At 69.2% G+C, this 15,551-nt stretch carries 14 protein-coding genes, 1 tRNA gene and 1 pseudogene; 10 read left to right on the top strand and 6 right to left on the bottom strand.

Annotated elements, in window-relative coordinates; all coding sequences use genetic code 11:
- Positions 1-12 precede the first annotated feature (12 nt).
- Entirely contained in the window at positions 13-582 is a 570-nt protein-coding gene (locus R2707_09555; protein ID MEZ5245328.1) for a hypothetical protein, read from the bottom strand.
- 124 nt (positions 583-706) lie between these two features.
- Between R2707_09555 and R2707_09550 the strand changes: the two genes are divergently transcribed.
- Complete coding sequence (locus R2707_09550) at positions 707-2,041, top strand: cytochrome P450 (protein ID MEZ5245327.1); 1,335 nt, start codon at positions 707-709, stop codon at positions 2,039-2,041.
- On the opposite strand, the gene R2707_09545 is transcribed toward R2707_09550, so the two are convergent.
- Positions 2,022-3,197, bottom strand: coding sequence for a Coenzyme F420 hydrogenase/dehydrogenase, beta subunit C-terminal domain (locus tag R2707_09545; GenBank protein MEZ5245326.1), 1,176 nt, complete (start codon positions 3,195-3,197; stop codon positions 2,022-2,024). The genes R2707_09550 and R2707_09545 overlap by 20 nt on opposite strands.
- 100 nt (positions 3,198-3,297) lie before the next feature.
- Between R2707_09545 and R2707_09540 the strand changes: the two genes are divergently transcribed.
- A complete protein-coding gene (locus R2707_09540) occupies positions 3,298-4,572 on the top strand; it encodes an FAD-dependent oxidoreductase (protein ID MEZ5245325.1) in 1,275 nt (424 codons plus the stop codon).
- Entirely contained in the window at positions 4,569-5,441 is an 873-nt protein-coding gene (locus R2707_09535; protein ID MEZ5245324.1) for an RNA polymerase sigma-70 factor, read from the top strand. The genes R2707_09540 and R2707_09535 overlap by 4 nt, the downstream gene beginning before the upstream one ends.
- A 90-nt stretch (positions 5,442-5,531) precedes the next feature.
- On the opposite strand, the pseudogene R2707_09530 reads toward R2707_09535, so the two are convergent.
- Positions 5,532-6,263, bottom strand: a pseudogene (locus tag R2707_09530) (metal-dependent hydrolase).
- A gap of 59 nt (positions 6,264-6,322) precedes the next feature.
- On the opposite strand from R2707_09530, the gene R2707_09525 reads away from it, so the two are divergent.
- Positions 6,323-6,802, top strand: a complete 480-nt coding sequence (locus R2707_09525) for a hypothetical protein (protein MEZ5245323.1) — start codon at positions 6,323-6,325, stop codon at positions 6,800-6,802.
- On the opposite strand, the gene R2707_09520 is transcribed toward R2707_09525, so the two are convergent.
- Both R2707_09520 and R2707_09515 read right to left on the bottom strand, forming a co-directional pair.
- A tRNA-Arg gene (locus tag R2707_09520) sits at positions 6,803-6,874 on the bottom strand. It abuts the gene before it with no gap.
- 86 nt (positions 6,875-6,960) lie between these two features.
- Positions 6,961-7,770, bottom strand: coding sequence for a hypothetical protein (locus tag R2707_09515; protein ID MEZ5245322.1), 810 nt, complete (start codon positions 7,768-7,770; stop codon positions 6,961-6,963).
- 88 nt (positions 7,771-7,858) lie between these two features.
- On the opposite strand from R2707_09515, the gene R2707_09510 reads away from it, so the two are divergent.
- From R2707_09510 to R2707_09495, 4 genes are read left to right on the top strand one after another with little or no spacing between them, the layout of a single operon-like run.
- Positions 7,859-9,466: an arginine--tRNA ligase gene (locus R2707_09510; GenBank protein ID MEZ5245321.1), complete on the top strand. Its 1,608-nt coding sequence runs from the start codon at positions 7,859-7,861 to the stop codon at positions 9,464-9,466.
- 4 nt (positions 9,467-9,470) lie between these two features.
- Positions 9,471-10,736 carry a diaminopimelate decarboxylase gene (gene lysA, locus R2707_09505; GenBank protein MEZ5245320.1) on the top strand — a complete coding sequence of 422 codons (1,266 nt, stop codon included), beginning with the start codon at positions 9,471-9,473 and terminating at the stop codon, positions 10,734-10,736.
- 4 nt (positions 10,737-10,740) lie between these two features.
- Positions 10,741-11,007: a PqqD family protein gene (locus R2707_09500; GenBank protein ID MEZ5245319.1), complete on the top strand. Its 267-nt coding sequence runs from the start codon at positions 10,741-10,743 to the stop codon at positions 11,005-11,007.
- Complete coding sequence (locus R2707_09495; protein ID MEZ5245318.1) at positions 11,000-12,049, top strand: nucleotidyltransferase family protein; 1,050 nt, start codon at positions 11,000-11,002, stop codon at positions 12,047-12,049. Before R2707_09500 ends, R2707_09495 begins: the two co-directional genes overlap by 8 nt.
- On the opposite strand, the gene R2707_09490 is transcribed toward R2707_09495, so the two are convergent.
- On the bottom strand, positions 11,982-12,764 hold the full coding sequence (locus R2707_09490) for a lipopolysaccharide kinase InaA family protein (GenBank protein ID MEZ5245317.1): 783 nt from the start codon (positions 12,762-12,764) through the stop codon (positions 11,982-11,984). The two genes, R2707_09495 and R2707_09490, sit on opposite strands and share 68 nt — an antisense overlap.
- 98 nt (positions 12,765-12,862) lie before the next feature.
- Between R2707_09490 and R2707_09485 the strand changes: the two genes are divergently transcribed.
- Together R2707_09485 and thrC are read left to right on the top strand one after the other, a co-directional pair.
- Positions 12,863-14,164 carry a homoserine dehydrogenase gene (locus R2707_09485; protein ID MEZ5245316.1) on the top strand — a complete coding sequence of 434 codons (1,302 nt, stop codon included), beginning with the start codon at positions 12,863-12,865 and terminating at the stop codon, positions 14,162-14,164.
- Between the two features lie 2 nt (positions 14,165-14,166).
- A complete protein-coding gene (gene thrC, locus R2707_09480) occupies positions 14,167-15,543 on the top strand; it encodes a threonine synthase (GenBank protein ID MEZ5245315.1) in 1,377 nt (458 codons plus the stop codon).
- Positions 15,544-15,551 lie beyond the last annotated feature (8 nt).

The following is a 15,551-nucleotide window of genomic DNA, read 5'->3' as shown; positions in this document are numbered from 1 at the left end:
GCGGCCCGGCGGTCAGGGTCGGTCGCCGAACTCCGGACGCTCGGTGCGGGTGCGCTTGAGCTCCCAGAACCCGTCGATGTTCATCATCGCAACGAGGGCATCCCACATCGCGAGGGAGTCCTCGGTGTCGGGGACCCGGGTGATGACGGGGCCGAAGTAGGCCTGCTTCACGCCGTTGCGATCGGCGAACGCGATGATCGGTGTGCCGATGTCGTCGCCGGCCAGTGCGATGCCGGCGTCATGGCGGGTCCGGATCTCCGCGTCGAACGCATCGGAGTCGTATGCGGCGGCGTGCGTCGTGGGCAGACCGGCCGCCTCGAGCGCGTCGGCGACCTCGAAGTCGAGCGCCTGGTCGTGGTGGATGCGGCGGCCGTATTCCCAGTAGAGCCGGAACGCGGCGTCGTCGCCTTCCGTCGCCCGGACCGACTCCATGACCCGCAGCAGCCGGTAGGTGCGGTCGACGGGTTCGAAGAACGGCGAATCCTCCTCGGGCTGGTTCTTCAGCTTGAGACTGATCGGCTGCCACGTGATGCGGAGGTCACGGGCCGGGGCAACTTCGTCGACGACCCAACGGGCCGTCACCCAGCACCACGGTCAAATGGGGTCGACCCAGAACTCGAGATCCATGACCTCGACCCTATCCCGGGCGCTCCGGCGTGCTGCCTCGACTGGGGCGTCGGTCGGGCGTTGTGGAACGCTCGACGCCATGGCGTCACTCGAAGTTCCCGACGGATCCGGTGCCGCGGCGGTGCGGGTCCGGGCCAGCGACCGGTACTCGCTTCCCGTGGTGCGCTCGATCATCAAGCGACCGCGTCTGACCGAAGCGGTGTTCGGGCGCACCCGGTGGGGCAACATCTTCGCCGACGGGATGGCCGCGAACCCCTACCTGGCCTACGAGCCCATCGTCGCCGACGGTCCGGTCGTCTGGAGCTCCTGGTTCCAGCAGTGGTTCGTCACCGGCTACGACGAGGCGCGCGACGTGCTGTCGTCGCCCGCGGTCGAGGTCTCGACACAGCGCGAAGTGGTGCTGGCGGTCAAACCCCATTCGGCGATGAGCGAGAACTCGAAGGAACTCTTCCGGCACTTCCTCCTCTTCGTCGACCCGCCCGACCACACCCGACTCCGCGCCCTCGTCAGCCGAGCGTTCACCCCGAGGCAGATGGCACGCATCGAGCCCGAGGTCGAGCGCATCGCCGAGGGTCTCCTCGACCGCGTCGCGGACGACCCTCGACCCGACCTCTTCGCGGCCTACAACGCACCCCTGCCGATCCATGTCATCTCGGCGCTACTCGGGATTCCCGAACAGCGGTGGCCGTTCACCGTCGAGTTGTCGAAGGCGCTGATCACCTATCTCGATCCGTTCCCCGATTTCGATCCGGCGGAAGTCGACGCGATGCTCAACCGGGGCGTGCAGTTCTTCGACGACCTCATCGAGGACCGTCGCTCGGCGCCACAGGACGATCTGATCTCGGCGCTCGTCGCCGCGGAGAACGACGACGACCGGCTGACGAGGTTCGAGACGATCGCGATGGCGATGTTCCTGATGTTCGCCGGCCACGAGACGACGAGCGGCTCACTCGGCAACAGCATGGTGGCGCTGGCCCGGTTCCCCGAGCAGCGGGCACTGATCCGCGACAACCCGGAGCTCTGGCCCAACGCGGTCGAGGAGCTCCTGCGCTGGGACGCGCCGTTGCAGGTCGACCCCCGCGCTGCCCGGGAGGATCTCGAGGTGGGCGGTCAGACCATCAAGGCCGGAAAGCGCATCGCGGTGATGCTCGGTGCCGCCAACCGCGACCGGCGGCGTTGGCCCGACGCCGACGAGCTCCGACTCGACCGCGAGGACCCCCGGCCGATCTCGTTCGGTCACGGCATCCATCACTGCATCGGTGCGGCACTGGCCCGGATGCAGATGCGGATCGGACTCCGGGTGTTCCTGGATCGGTTCGGCGACTACGACGTCGACAGCGACGCAGTGGTCTGGAAGGAACACGCAGTGCTGCGCGGACCCGTGGAACTCCCGATCATCCGCCCTTCGGCGTAATCCCCACCCGGGCGGCCGGAGCGGCCCAGTCGGGCCAGCGTTCGCGGCTCTTCTGGGCGAGCTTGTGCAGCAGGGCGATGGCGCCGGGGTCGTCATCGCCCGGCCGGGTCTCGATGACGCCGTCCTTCACCATCGCATCGATGATCGCCCGGCCCAGTTCCGTGCGCACGATCGTGAGTGTCCAGTCGGTCGCGTCGCCGATGCCGCCCGTCGAGATGTCGGCGTGTTCGGCCGCGAAGTCGGGGCAGTGATGGCACCCCTCGCGGGTCCAGGCGTGGCATTCCTTCAGGTTGATCTCGTGGTAGCCGCCGTCCTTGGTCCAGATCTGGAAGACGCCCTTGATGTTCATCTTGGCGATGTCTTCCTTCTTCAGGCCGTACTTGACCTCGAAGAGTTCGTCGAAGAGCGAGTCGTCGAACGACTTCGAACAGAGGAGACCGATGTTGAGCTTGATCGGCTTCGAGACCTTGCCGATCTTGCGATGCCACATGACCGGTGCGACGGAGGTCTGGCAGCTCATGCCCACCAGGGCGAGGCGATCGAGACCCTTGTCCTTGGCTTCGTCGAAGCCCATGGTGTTGGCCGAGTAGGTGTAGCGACTGCCGGCTCCCCGCAGCACTTCCTCGCGGTTGGTCGCGACCATCGGGAAGGCCTTCCAACCCGGATCGCCGTTGGGCAGGTTCTCGACACCGGAGGTGAGCGCGCCGTCGACGATGTCGTTCTCGAGGCACCAGATGAGGATGGCCGACACGAGGCCGCCGTCCTGCCCGAGCTCGTAGACGAAGTCGTCAGTCGCGCGTGTCAGCACGATGTCGGAGTAGATGCCCGCCATCTCCTCGGGCTCGCGTTCTCGACCGAACAGATGGAGGTCGGCCTCGGGCTCCCAGGCCCGGAACCGGGGACAGGCGCGTGTGCACGACGTGCAGCCCTTCTGTCCGTGGGTGCAGTCGTCGAGGCCGAGTTCTTCTTCGAGGTGGAAGGGCTTGTAGGCGCCGGGTTCGTGCTCGTAGCCGATCACGTCGTGGGGGCACGAGATGACACAGCCCGCACACCCGGTGCACAACCCGCTGGTGATCACCTCGTCGAACAGCTCTTTCCACTGGTACGACCAGCGTTCCTTCTTGGGTGCGGTTGCCGGTGTGTCGGTGACGGCCATCCGGTGAACCTAGCGGGTCGGCGGCGGCTGGCTGTCACAAACCCGGCCCCGGTCTCGTCAACAGGGAGACGACCACGACAGACGACGACAGGAGGAGTTCGTGAGGGACGAGCAGTGTCACGACGTGGCGGTGATCGGTGCCGGAATGGCGGGACTGAGCGCAGCGATCGAGGCCGCCGGCGGAGGAGCCCGAGTGCTCCTGCTCGACGCCCGCCGCGAGATCGGTGGTCGCGCCCGGACGCAGTGTCGCAACGGCTACGCGTTGAACGAGGGCGCCCATGCGCTCTATGTCGACGGCGCAGCCATGCGGTTCCTGCGCGAACTCGGCTGCGAGCCGCCGGGCGGGGTACCCGATGCCGGATCGGGGATCGGTGTCGACGGAGTTCGCGAGGGCGTGTTTCCCGCCACTGCCGGGTCGCTGTTGCGGACGACGTTGTTGAAGGGCGATCGGCTCGCGATGGCGAAGCTGTTCGTGCGGCTCCCCCGGATGCGTCCGGTCGACGTCGCCGATCATTCGGTCGACTCGCTGATTCGTGACCTGCTCGGCACCGGACCGGCGGCCCGGCTCGCGCTGGCCCTGTTCCGACTCTCGACGTATTCGAACGATCCGGCGACGACGAGCGCCGACGCCGGGGTTGCGCAACTGCAGATGTCGTTGCGCAACGGTGTCCGCTACGTCGACGGGGGTTGGCAGCGGATGGTCGACGATCTCGAGCGGGTGTGTGTCGAACGTGGCGTGGAGATCCGCGGTGGTGTGAAGGTCGACGCCGTCCGTGGCGACGGGTCGCGGTACGCGCTCGCGGCGGGCGACGAGGAGTTGTCGGCGCGTCGGGTGATCGTCGCCGGCCCGCCGAGCCTGTCCGCCCGCCTCCTCGGCGCAGTGGCGCCGATCACGCGGGAATGGGGCGCCACGGCCCGCCCGGCCTCGGTGGCGGCACTCGACGTCGGGTTTCCCGACGGTTGGGAGGATCGTCGCCCGTTCGCGCTGGGCATCGACACCCCGACGTACCTGTCGGTCCACGCCCCGGTGGCAGACTTGGCGCCGAGCGGCCACACACTGGTGCACGTCATGCGATATCTGCCGAGCGACGAGACCCCCGACAGCGGGCGCGACCGCGCCGAGTGCGAGGCCCTCCTCGAACGCGTCCGCCCCGGCTGGAAGCGTGCGGCGGACCACGTGACGTTTCGTCCCCGCCTCGTCGCGGCCACCGATCAGCCGGCGGCGGCACGCGGCGGACTCGCCGGTCGGCCACCTGTCGCCGTACCCGGCACCACCGGGCTGTTCGTGGCGGGGGACTGGGTCGGGCCGGAGGGTGTGCTGGCGGACGCGTCCGTGTCGAGCGGCCGGGCCGCGGGTGAGGCGGCGGGCCGATGACCGATCCTGCGGCGGAGTTCGAGGAGCACCGCCACCATCTGTTCGGTGTCGCCTATCGGATGCTCGGCCGGGTGACCGAGGCCGAGGACGTCGTGCAGGAAGCGTGGTTGCGCTGGGACGCCGCCGATCGGGCCGCGATCCATCGCCCGCGCGCCTGGCTGACCACCGTGGCGAGTCGGATCGCGATCGATCGGCTCCGATCAGCGCAGACTCGTCGCGAGGCCTACGTCGGGCCCTGGCTGCCCGAGCCCTTGCTCACCTCGATCGACGATCCGGCCGAGCATGCCGAACTGGCGGCGTCGCTGTCGGTCGCGTTCCTCACGATGCTCGAGCGTCTGAACCCGGTCGAACGGGCGGCCTTTCTCCTCCGTGAGGTGTTCGGCCACGACTATGACGAGGTCGCCGCGACGATCGATCGGTCGCCGGCGGCCTGTCGCCAGATCGTCCATCGGGCGAAGGAGCGACTGGGGCCGGACCGGCCCGCTCGGTTCGACCCGGGACCCGACGAAGAGCGACGGCTGCTCGACACGTTCATGGTCGCGGCGTTCACGGGTGACCTCGAGGCGCTGCACTCGGTGCTCGCCGAGGACGTCGTCGCGTGGAGCGACGGCGGCCCGAACCAGCACGCGGCGCGCCGCCCGATCCTCGGCCGGGCTCGGGTTGCGATCTTCGCTCGGGGGATCGCGACGAAGCGCGACCGGATGCACTCAGAGCTGCGGGTGGACCACGCCCGCGTCAACGCCAGCCCCGGTCTCGTGGCTCGCGCCGACGGCGAGGTCTTCATGGCGATGGCGTTCGACATCGGATCGGAGGGGATCCGGGCGATCCACTCCGTTCTCAATCCCGACAAGCTCGAACACGTCAGGTAGCGGTGCGTCCCACGCCGGCATGGTGTCGGTCGCCGGGTCGTAGCGGGCGAGCCATTGGGTCATCCACGACGGATCGGCCTGCTGGGCCGGGTGATGGTTGGGGAGCACCGTGATGGCCATCGTGGGCATCACCTCGAAGGCGAACCCGATGCCCCACTTCCACAGGCGGAACCAGGCGACGGGGCTCAGGATGCGACGCCAGGCCGTGAGCTGCACGACGGTGCCGAGGAAGATGAACCACACGAGCATCGCGAAACACGTCGCCATCGCGGCCGCGTAGCGCACACGACTGCCACCGGTGGCGGCCCAGACGTCGTGGGCGACCGTCTTGTGTTCGACCTCCTCGGCGAGGTGCCAGAGGATCATGGTGGCCGGGGTCTCGTCGGCGCCGCGGAAGAGCTCGTGGCGGTGTGCATCCATCCAACGGGCCGCGGCGAACGCCGTGGCCTCGAACCCGGCCGCGTAGGCGATCGCGAACCTGCGCCCGGCGCGCCGCTGCAGGAAGCGGTACGACGCCGCGAGCCATCGCTCCACCCGCTCGAGGGCGGGATGTTGTGTTGTGAGGATCTCGTTGAACCGCCGATGTTGGCGGGCGTGCTCGCCCTCCTGGGCCAGGTACTCGCGCACCCGCTCCGTCAGCTCGGGGTCGTCGATCGAGCGGGCTGCGTCCCGTACGGCCTGCATCACGTAGGGCTCGCCGCTGGGCATGCCGAGGCTGAGCGCGTTGACCGCAGCCGAGAACTCCGGCTTCAACGGCTGCCATGCGGCACGGGTGTCGGCGGGCCACTCGAGGCGGATGCGGCGATGGGGGAGCGGCGGCATTCCTCTCCATCGGCGGGTGATCCGCGTTCTGTAGGTCGTTCGGCCCATACGATCCGTACATGGTGGATTTCGCGAAGAAGATCATGAAGAGCTGTGGCGACGACCTCGAGGCGGGTGAGACGGTCCTGGCGGGCACCTTCGTGCAGCCGCCGGGAGCGATTCGCCGGCAGGTGGCGTTCGGCGCGATCGGTGGTGTCGTCGGTGCGGTCGTCGGCGACACGATGGCGCAGAAGCGGGCCTCCGAGAACCCGACCGCCGACGAGGGGATCGTCGTCGACATCCCACCCGGCAAGGCGGTGCTCGGGATCACCGACCGTCGCTTCCTGGTCTTCGGCCACAGCACGATGAGCGGGAAGCCGAAGGGGCTCAACGCATCGATCCCGCTGGACCAGGTCTCGGCGATCACCCACGAGAGCGGAAAGCTCACGGGCAAGCTGCTCGTGACCTTCGCCGACGGCACCTCGATCGACTTCGACGTGGTCAAGACGGCGAAGCCGGGGCCGTTCGTGGAGGCGTTCCACACCGCCACCGGCCGGTAGCGCCCTCGGCAGGACTCGAACCTGCGCTCACGCCTCCGGAGGGCGATGCTCTATCCGCTGAGCTACGAGGGCCAGCCCCGCGAGGGGCAAGACGACACACTACCGATGATCCGCCGTGCTTGTCGGCGAGATCGCGGAAGATTGTGGCGTTGCGTTCGCTACTCGTCGCTCTGGAGGCCGTCGGGCACGTCGCCGCCGCTGACCCACGCCTCGCAGAAGACGACGTCGGGGACGACACCGCCGCCCATGCGTCCCAACGCATCACCGGGCTCGTCGGGGAACGGGAACGCGGGCATGAACTCGGCCGGGGTGATCCGGGCTTCGAGGCACTCCCATTCGAGGGTGCTGAGGGCGAACGTGTCGAGGTTGCCGTCGTTGGATGCGCCGAGGACGACGGCTCCGCCGGCGTCGCAACCGGCGACGATGCCGACGACGCGGTCGCTGACGTCGAGTTCGACCGGCTCCTCGTCGGCGACGACCCGATCGGAGAACCGATCCGTGTAGGCGTCGTGCCACGCGTCCACGTAGGCGTTGGCGACACACTCGGCTTCGACGGCATGCGTCCCGGGGATGGCCAAGGCACCGGGAATGTCGGCGCCGAGGCGGTCGCGCAGGCTCGGCCCGCACTCGATCAGCGCGTCGGCCAGGGCGATCGCCAGGTCGCGGTCGACCCCGGAGGCGGTCTTCGCCGACAGGTCGACGCCGTCGAGATCGGACAGTTGGAAGTCGCCGGCGGCGAGGGTCGTGTCGATCATGCATCCGGCCGCAGTGCGACCGAAGCCGTCCTCGAGCGCGCCCTCGATCAGCACCGTGCGGAGGATCGCTTGCTCGGCGTCCCAGCCGGGGTCCTCGTCGCCGACCGCCCGATCCGCGGCGACCTGGCCCGGCTCGGCATCAGAACAGGCGCCGGCGAGGAGCGCAACGAGGGTCAGCAACACGATGGGGAGCAACAGTCCGCGAGAACGCATGTTGGACTCATCGGCCGAAGAATGGCGACTCTGAGGACTCCGGCACCCGGTAGGATCGGCGGTTCCCGACCCTCCCCGAGGCTGCACGATGGACGTTCGTGATCAACTCCGCGCCGCGTTGGCATCGGCACTGGCGGCGGCCGGTGTCGACCCGGTCCCCACGGAGATCACCCTCGAGCGACCGGGCAACCCCGAGCACGGCGACTGGTCGTCCAACGTTGCCCTCGCCACGGCGAAGTCGGCCGGCCGAAATCCGCGGGAGCTGGGGCAGCAGTTGGTCGATCATCTCCGGACCGCGCCGCCACCCCACGTCACGGCGATCGATCTCGCGGGTCCGGGCTTCGTCAACTTCCACCTCGGCGACACCTGGCTGCACGATGTGCTGGTCGATGTGGTCCGGTCCGGTGTCGAGGGGTACGCCCGACCCGATCTCGGCCACGGCCTCCACGTCAACGTCGAGTTCGTCTCGGCCAATCCCAACAAGCCGCTCCACGCCGGCCACGGACGCGGGGCGTGCTACGGCGACTCGATCGCCCGGCTCCGGGAACGCTGCGGCTATCGGGTCACCCGGGAGTACTACATCAACGACCGGGGCGTGCAGATGGCGAAGTACGCCGAGTCCCTCGCGGCGCGCAAGCGCGGGGAGGAGCCGCCCGAAGACGGCTACCAGGGCGACTATCTGATCGACTGGGCGGCCGAGATGCCCGACGATGCCGAGCCATTGGCGTGGGGCTACGAACGGGCGCTCGCCAGCCATCGCGCCACGCTCGCCGCGCTCCAGATCCACCACGACGTGTGGTTCAGCGAGAAGTCGATGGTCGAGTCGGGGGCGATCGAGGAGAGCCTGGCCGATCTCCGTAGCCACGATGCCGTCTACGAATCGGAGGGCGCCACATGGCTGCGCAGCACCGATCAGGGCGACGACAAGGACCGCGTGCTCATCAAGAGCGACGGCGACTTCACCTATCTCACGCCCGACATCGCGTATCACCGTGACAAGTTCAGTCGGGCCGACCGGCTGTTCAACGTCTGGGGCGCCGACCACCACGGCTACGTTCCGCGCATGAAGGCGGCGATGGAGCTCCTCGGTCACGATCCCGAGGAACTCCACATCGCCATCACCCAGATGGTCGACCTGATGCGCAGCGGCGAGCCGGTTGCGATGTCCGGCCGCACCGGCGACTTCATCGCGCTCGACGATGTGATCAACGAGGTGGGGCCGGATGCCGCCCGCTTCACGTATCTCATGCAGTCGGTCGATTCCCGCCAGACCTTCGATCTCGACGAGGTCGCCAAGCAGGGCATGGAGAACCCGGTCTTCTACGTGCAGTACGCCCACGCCCGGATCTGTTCGATCCTGCGCAAGGTGGCCGACGAGGGCGTGGTGCGCGTCCCGCTCGCCGAACTCGACCTGTCGCTGCTCACCCATGACCGTGAGCTCGACATCCTGCGGTCGCTGCAGCAGTTGCCCGACATCGTCGAGATCGCCTGCACCGACGATGCCCCCCACCGGATCGTCGCCTGGTCGCGCGAGCAGGCCGCAGCGCTGCACGGCTTCTACCACGACTGCTACGTGATGGGCGACGGCGTCAGCCCGGCGCTCACCCAGGCCCGGATCGCCCTCGTCGAGGCGTCGCAGGTCGGTCTGCGGATCGCGCTCGACCTGCTCGGGGTGACCGCGCCGGAGTCGATGTAGTCCGATGCGTCCCTTTCCGTTTCGTCTGTTGCCCGACTCGGCCGAGGTCGTCGACGGGCGGCTGGAGATCGGTGGATGCGACCTGATCGACTTGGCCGCGGAGTTCGGCACGCCAGTGTTCGTCTACGACGAACAGCACCTCCGCGATCGGTGTCGCGAAGCCGTTGCGGTGTTCGGCGATGGTGTGGCCTACGCCACGAAGGCGTTCCTCTGCGGGGCGATGGCCCGGCTGGCCCACGAAGAGGGCATGTGCCTCGACGTCGCGACCGGCGGCGAGCTCCATGTCGCGCTGCATGCCGGGGTCCCCGCCGATCGGCTGGTGCTCCACGGCAACAACAAGTCGATGGCCGAGCTCCGCATGGCGGTCGAGGCCGGCGTCGGGCGCATCGTCGTCGACTCGTTCGACGAGCTCGACCGACTCGATGCGCTGTCGGCGGAGACCGGCATGGCGCCGAAGGTGCTGTTGCGACTCACCCCCGGCGTCAAGGCCGAGACCCACGACTACATCGCCACCGGCCACGACGATTCGAAGTTCGGGTTCACGGTGTCGACCGGGGCCGCTGCCGCTGCGATCCAGCGGGCGCGCGCGTCCGATGCCGTCGAACTGATGGGTGTCCACGCCCACATCGGAAGTCAGGTGTTCGTCGTGTCGTCGTTCGCCAAGGCCGCCGCGGTCATCGCCGAAGCGGCGGCGCCGTACGATCTGGCCGAGATGTCGGTGGGCGGGGGACTCGGCGTGCCCTACGTGGCCGACGAACGGGCGCCGACCATCACCGAGTGGGGCACCGCGGTGCTCGACGCCTGTGCCGCGGCCGGCGTCACCGCGAAGGTCTCGGCCGAACCCGGTCGCTCCATCGCCGCGGCTGCTGCGGTCACCCTCTACGAGGTCGGCACCATCAAGCGGCTGCCCGACATCCGCACCTACGTGTCGATCGACGGCGGAATGAGCGACAACCCGCGTCCTGTGCTCTATGGGTCCGGCTACGAGGCCTTCCTCCCGCGCGCGGTCGACGCCGACCGCGACGAGACGGTCACGATCGTCGGCAAACACTGCGAGTCGGGCGATGTGCTCGTGCGCGACGCGGCCCTGCCCGCCGACCTCGCGGTGGGCGACATCCTGGGGACGGCGGTCACCGGCGCCTACGGTCACTCCATGGGGTCGAACTACAACAAGGTCACGCGGCCGCCGGTGGTGTTCGTGTCGGATGGCGATGCCCGACTCGTCGTGCGGCGCGAGACCTACGACGACCTGACCCGCCTCGACGTCTGAGGTGATGGGCAGCCTCCGCCGGGCCGACGTCTTGTGGCGGGCGACCATCGACGGCGTGCTCGTCCGTCCGCTCGGTGCGACCACCCTGACAAAGCTGGCGGGCACCGGTGGCGCGCTCTGGGCGCTGCTCGACGAGCCGTCGTCGTTCGACGACCTCTGTGCCCGTCTGGCCACCGCCCACGACGTCGACGTCGCCGTCGTGACGACCGACCTCGTGCCGGTCGTCGAGGATCTCATCGCCAAGGGCGTGCTCGAGCGGATCGATGGCTGACGCACCGTCCGCCGTCGACACCTGGCTGCGCGCCCTGGCGGGTCTCGGCCTGGCGGGATCGCCGCCGCCGGGCCCGCCACCGCCCATCGGGGAGCTGCTGGCGGGAGCCGCGCGGCACAAGCTCGTGGGGGTGCTCGCCGCGGCCGTGAGTGCGGGGGTGGTCGACCCCGACCCGGTCGACCTGGCACTCATCGCCGATGCCCACGAAGGGGCCATGCGCGAGGTCCTCCTCCTGGAGGAGGAGCTGCTCCGGGCGATCGACGTGCTCGACGCCGCCGGCGTCGACAGCCGGGTGGTGAAGGGTGCCGCCCTCGCGCACATGATCCACCCCGACCCGTCGGAGCGGTGCTTCGGCGACAACGACGTCCTGGTCGCGAGCGCCGACATCGATGCCTCGGTCGCCGCGCTGATCGACGCAGGAGCGACACGGCCGATCCCCGCGCTGTCGCCGTCGTTCGATCGTCGCTTCGCGAAGTCGGTCACACTTCGGTGGTCGGGCGCGACCGAACTCGACCTCCATCGCACGCTCGCCGCAGGCCCCTACGGCAAGCTGATCGAGCTCGACGACCTCATGCGCGACCCTGTCGAGATCCTCCTCGCCGGGCGTGCGGTGCGGACCCTTCCCGCCGATCTCCATCTTCTCCACGGCGCGATCCACGTCGCCCTCGGTGATGTCGATCCCCGCCTCGGCAACGTGCGCGACCTCGCCCTGCTCGCGGCGTGGCCCTCCATCGACGTCGACGCGGTCGTCGACGCCGCCACCCGGTGGGGATGCGCCGCGCCGGTGGCATGCGGGCTGCAGACGACGGTCGCGCTCGGACACCGGCGATCGGCGATCGAGCAGTGGGCCGACGCCTTCGTCGTGAACGAGACCGATCGTCGTCGACTCGCCGTCTATCGCCATCGCGAGGGCCGGTACCGCCGGCAGGCCCGGGCGACATGGGCCGTGCTCGGCTGGGGCGATCGGTTCGCGTTCAGCCGTGCGCTGATGGTGCCGAGCGCCGCCAACCGGAGCGCACGGAAGCGGGCTCGTCCGTCGTAGCGCCACCGAGGGCGTCGAGGCCGCCAAGCGCGACCGAGGGGATGTCGACGGTCGGCGTCGGATCGGTTCCGGTTCGAGATCGCGGCGGTGGGGGCAGTCGGTCGTCGTGGCGGGCCAGGATCTCGGCGAGCCGCGCTGCGCTCGACGGGTCCCGCAGAACGGCCCCGACGTCGGCCGCGAGATCCGTCGAGCAACCGATGCGCGCGAGGTCGTGATCGCTCCACCTCGTGCTGGGGTCGAGCACCACTCCGGTCGCGCATTCGACGACCATGATCGCGAGCCCGAGCACGTCGTCGCGGGGGTGCAGCGCCCGGCCGGGAGGGTGGGGGAGGCGGGCGGGTGTCCCCCGACGGCGCGTGCTGCCGGGCAAGCCGGCCGCGTCGAAGTCGATCAGCCAGAGGTCGCCGTCGGGGGCGAAGACCACGTTGGCGGGCTTGATGTCGCCGTGGACGATGCCGTCGTCGTGCAGGCGGGCCAGTGTGCGGGCGATGCGGGTGCCCGTGCCGCGAGCGGCGGCCTCGGGGAGCGCGCCCACCTCCGTGAGGAGGTCGGCGAGTGAACTCCGGCCGCCGACCGTGACGACGCCGCGACCGGGTTGGTCTGGCCCCGGGTCGTGAAGGGGAACGATCCCGTCGCCGCGGACGAGACGCAGCATCGCCCGTTCGAGCCGCGCCGCACGCAGCGATGGATGCGACTTCCGGTGTGGTTCTGTCACATGAAGAAAGATTGCATGAAACACATGGAAAAGCAATGTAAGGGCGCTGGGGGGAACTCCACCCTGCCGGTCGGCATTGGCGGATACGCTCGGCGCCCGTGGACATCAAAACCGTGAAGCTCGGGCTCCTTGGTTGCGGCACGGTGGGCAGTGCGCTGGCACGTCTGCTCGACCGGCAGCGCGAAACGATCGTCGCCCGTACCGGCGTCGAGCTCGAGATCACGCGGATCGCCGTCCGCGACCTCGACAGAAATCGCGATGTCGCCGTTCCCGACGACGTCTTCACGACCGACACCATGGGTGTCGTCGAGGATCCCGACGTCGACATCGTCGTCGAGCTCATCGGTGGGGTCGAACGTGCACACGAACTGGTCGCCCGTGCCCTCTCGCTGGGCAAGCCGGTGGTGACCGGCAACAAGGCCCTCCTCGCCGCGCACGGCGCCGAGCTCTACGCCGCGGCCGACGCAGCCGGCGTCGATCTCCTGTTCGAAGCCGCCGTGGCGGGTGGCATCCCGCTCATGCGGCCGTTGCGTGAATCGTTGGTCGCCGAACCCGTCACGCGGGTGATGGGCATCATCAACGGCACGACCAACTACATCCTCACGAGGATGACCGAAGCCGGCGCGTCCTACGAGGAGGCCCTGGCCGAGGCCCAGGCCCTCGGCTACGCAGAGGAAGACCCCACGGCCGATGTCGAGGGCTACGACGCCGGCGCGAAGGCGGCCATCATCGCCACCATCGTCTACGGCGCCATCGTCCCCCACGACCAGGTGCACCACGAGGGGATCTCGGCGATCACCTCCGACGACATCGCCGTCGCCGGGCGCCTGGGCTACGCGATCAAGGCGATCGCGATCGTCGAGAAGTGTCCGGTCGAGGAGGGCGTACCGAGCATCGCCGTGCGGGTCCACCCCGCACTGGTCCCGCTCGCTCATCCGCTCGCGTCCGTGCGCGACAGCTTCAACGCCGTCTTCATCGAGGGCGAGTCGGTCGGTGAGCTGATGCTCTACGGACGGGGAGCCGGCGGCGACCCGACCGCGAGCGCAGTGCTCGGCGACCTGATCGACGCGGCCGCGAATCTCACCCGTGGTACCAGTGCCCGCATCGGCGCCCTGACCGCCGCCTCCGTCCGGCCGGTCAGCGAGTCGACGTCGGCCTACTACCTGCGGGTGGCGGTGATGGACCGGCCCGGCGTCCTCGCGCAGGTCGCCGATGTGTTCGGCCGCCACCAAGTCTCGATCTCGTCGATGGAACAACACGGCATGGGTGACGAAGCGGTCCTGATGTTCATCACCCACGTGTCGCGCGAGGCCGACGTGCGGGCGACGCTCGAGGAGCTGCGCGGGCTCGACATCGTCACCGACATCACCTCGGTGATCCGCGTGGTCGGCGAGATCTGATCGTGCTCGAGTACCTCAGCTCGCGGGGACGGGCGCCCTCGCTCACCTTCCCCGACGTGTTGCTGACCGGCCTGGCGCCCGACGGCGGGTTGTATCTCCCGGCAGCATGGCCGCCGCTGACCGACGCCGCCCCGAGCGACTACGCCGAGCTCGCCACCGCGGTGATGGCCCCGTTCGTGGCCGGCACCATCCCGGCCGACGACTTCGCCGAGATGGTCACGGCGGCCTACGCCACCTTCGATCACCCCGAGGTGGTCCCGCTGGTCCAACTCGACGAACAACACCATCTGCTCGAGCTGTTCCACGGTCCGACACTCGCGTTCAAGGACGTCGCGCTCCAGCTCGTGGGGCGGCTCTTCGACTACGAACTGCGCCGCCGAGGTGAACGCGTGATGATCGTCGGCGCGACCTCGGGCGACACCGGCTCGGCGGCGATGGATGCGGTTCGCGACAGCGACCTCGTCGACATCGTCATTCTCTTCCCCCAGGGTCGCACGAGCGAGGTCCAGCGGCGCCAGATGACCACCCTCGGCGCTCGCAACGTCCACGCGGTCGCGGTCGAGGGGACCTTCGACGACTGTCAGGACCTCGTGAAGGCGATGTTCGCCGACGAGCCGTTCCGGGACCGGAACCGACTGTCGGCGGTGAACTCCATCAACTGGGCACGTGTGATGGCGCAGATCGTCTACTACGTGTGGGCCGCGCAGCGACTCGACCGGCGGTCGATCCCGACGACATTCTGTGTGCCGACCGGCAACTTCGGCAATGTCTTCGCCGGGCACGTGGCCGCGTCGATGGGGCTTCCGGTCGAGCGGTTCCTCGTCGCCAGCAACCGCAACGACATCCTCACGCGGCTCATCGACACCGGCGAGATGGTGGCGGATGAGGTCGTGCCCACCCTCTCGCCGAGCATGGACATCCAGATCTCGTCGAACCTCGAGCGGCTGCTCGTCGAACTGCTCGACGGGAACGGGCCAGCCACCGCCGAGCTCCTCGCCGACTTCCGGACCCGGGGCCGTGCCTCGCTCACCGAGGCACAGCACGCCCGACTGCGAGACGAGTTCGCTGGCGCCCGTCTCGACGACGACGAGACACTGGCCGTGATCGGTGAGGTGTACCGGACCCTCGGGCGCCTGATCGATCCGCACACCGCCGTCGCGCTCGGCGCAACACAGCGGTTGCGGCGTCCGGGCGAGACGGTGGTGACCCTGTCCACCGCGCACCCGGCGAAGTTCCCCGATGCGGTCGAAGCGGCAACCGGTGTCCGTCCGGAGTTGCCGCTTCATCTCGCCGACCTGTTCGACCGTCACGAGGAGTTCGTCGTCCTCCCGAACGACCTCGCGACCGTCGAGGATTATGTCGACGGCGTCCGCCGGTGACCCGGCAG

The sequence above is a fragment of the Acidimicrobiales bacterium genome (genome assembly GCA_041394245.1).
Classification (GTDB): Bacteria; Actinomycetota; Acidimicrobiia; order Acidimicrobiales; family Aldehydirespiratoraceae; genus JAJRXC01.
The sequence above is the reverse complement of the archived record's forward strand: the minus strand, read 5'-3'. Positions and strand labels throughout refer to the sequence as shown.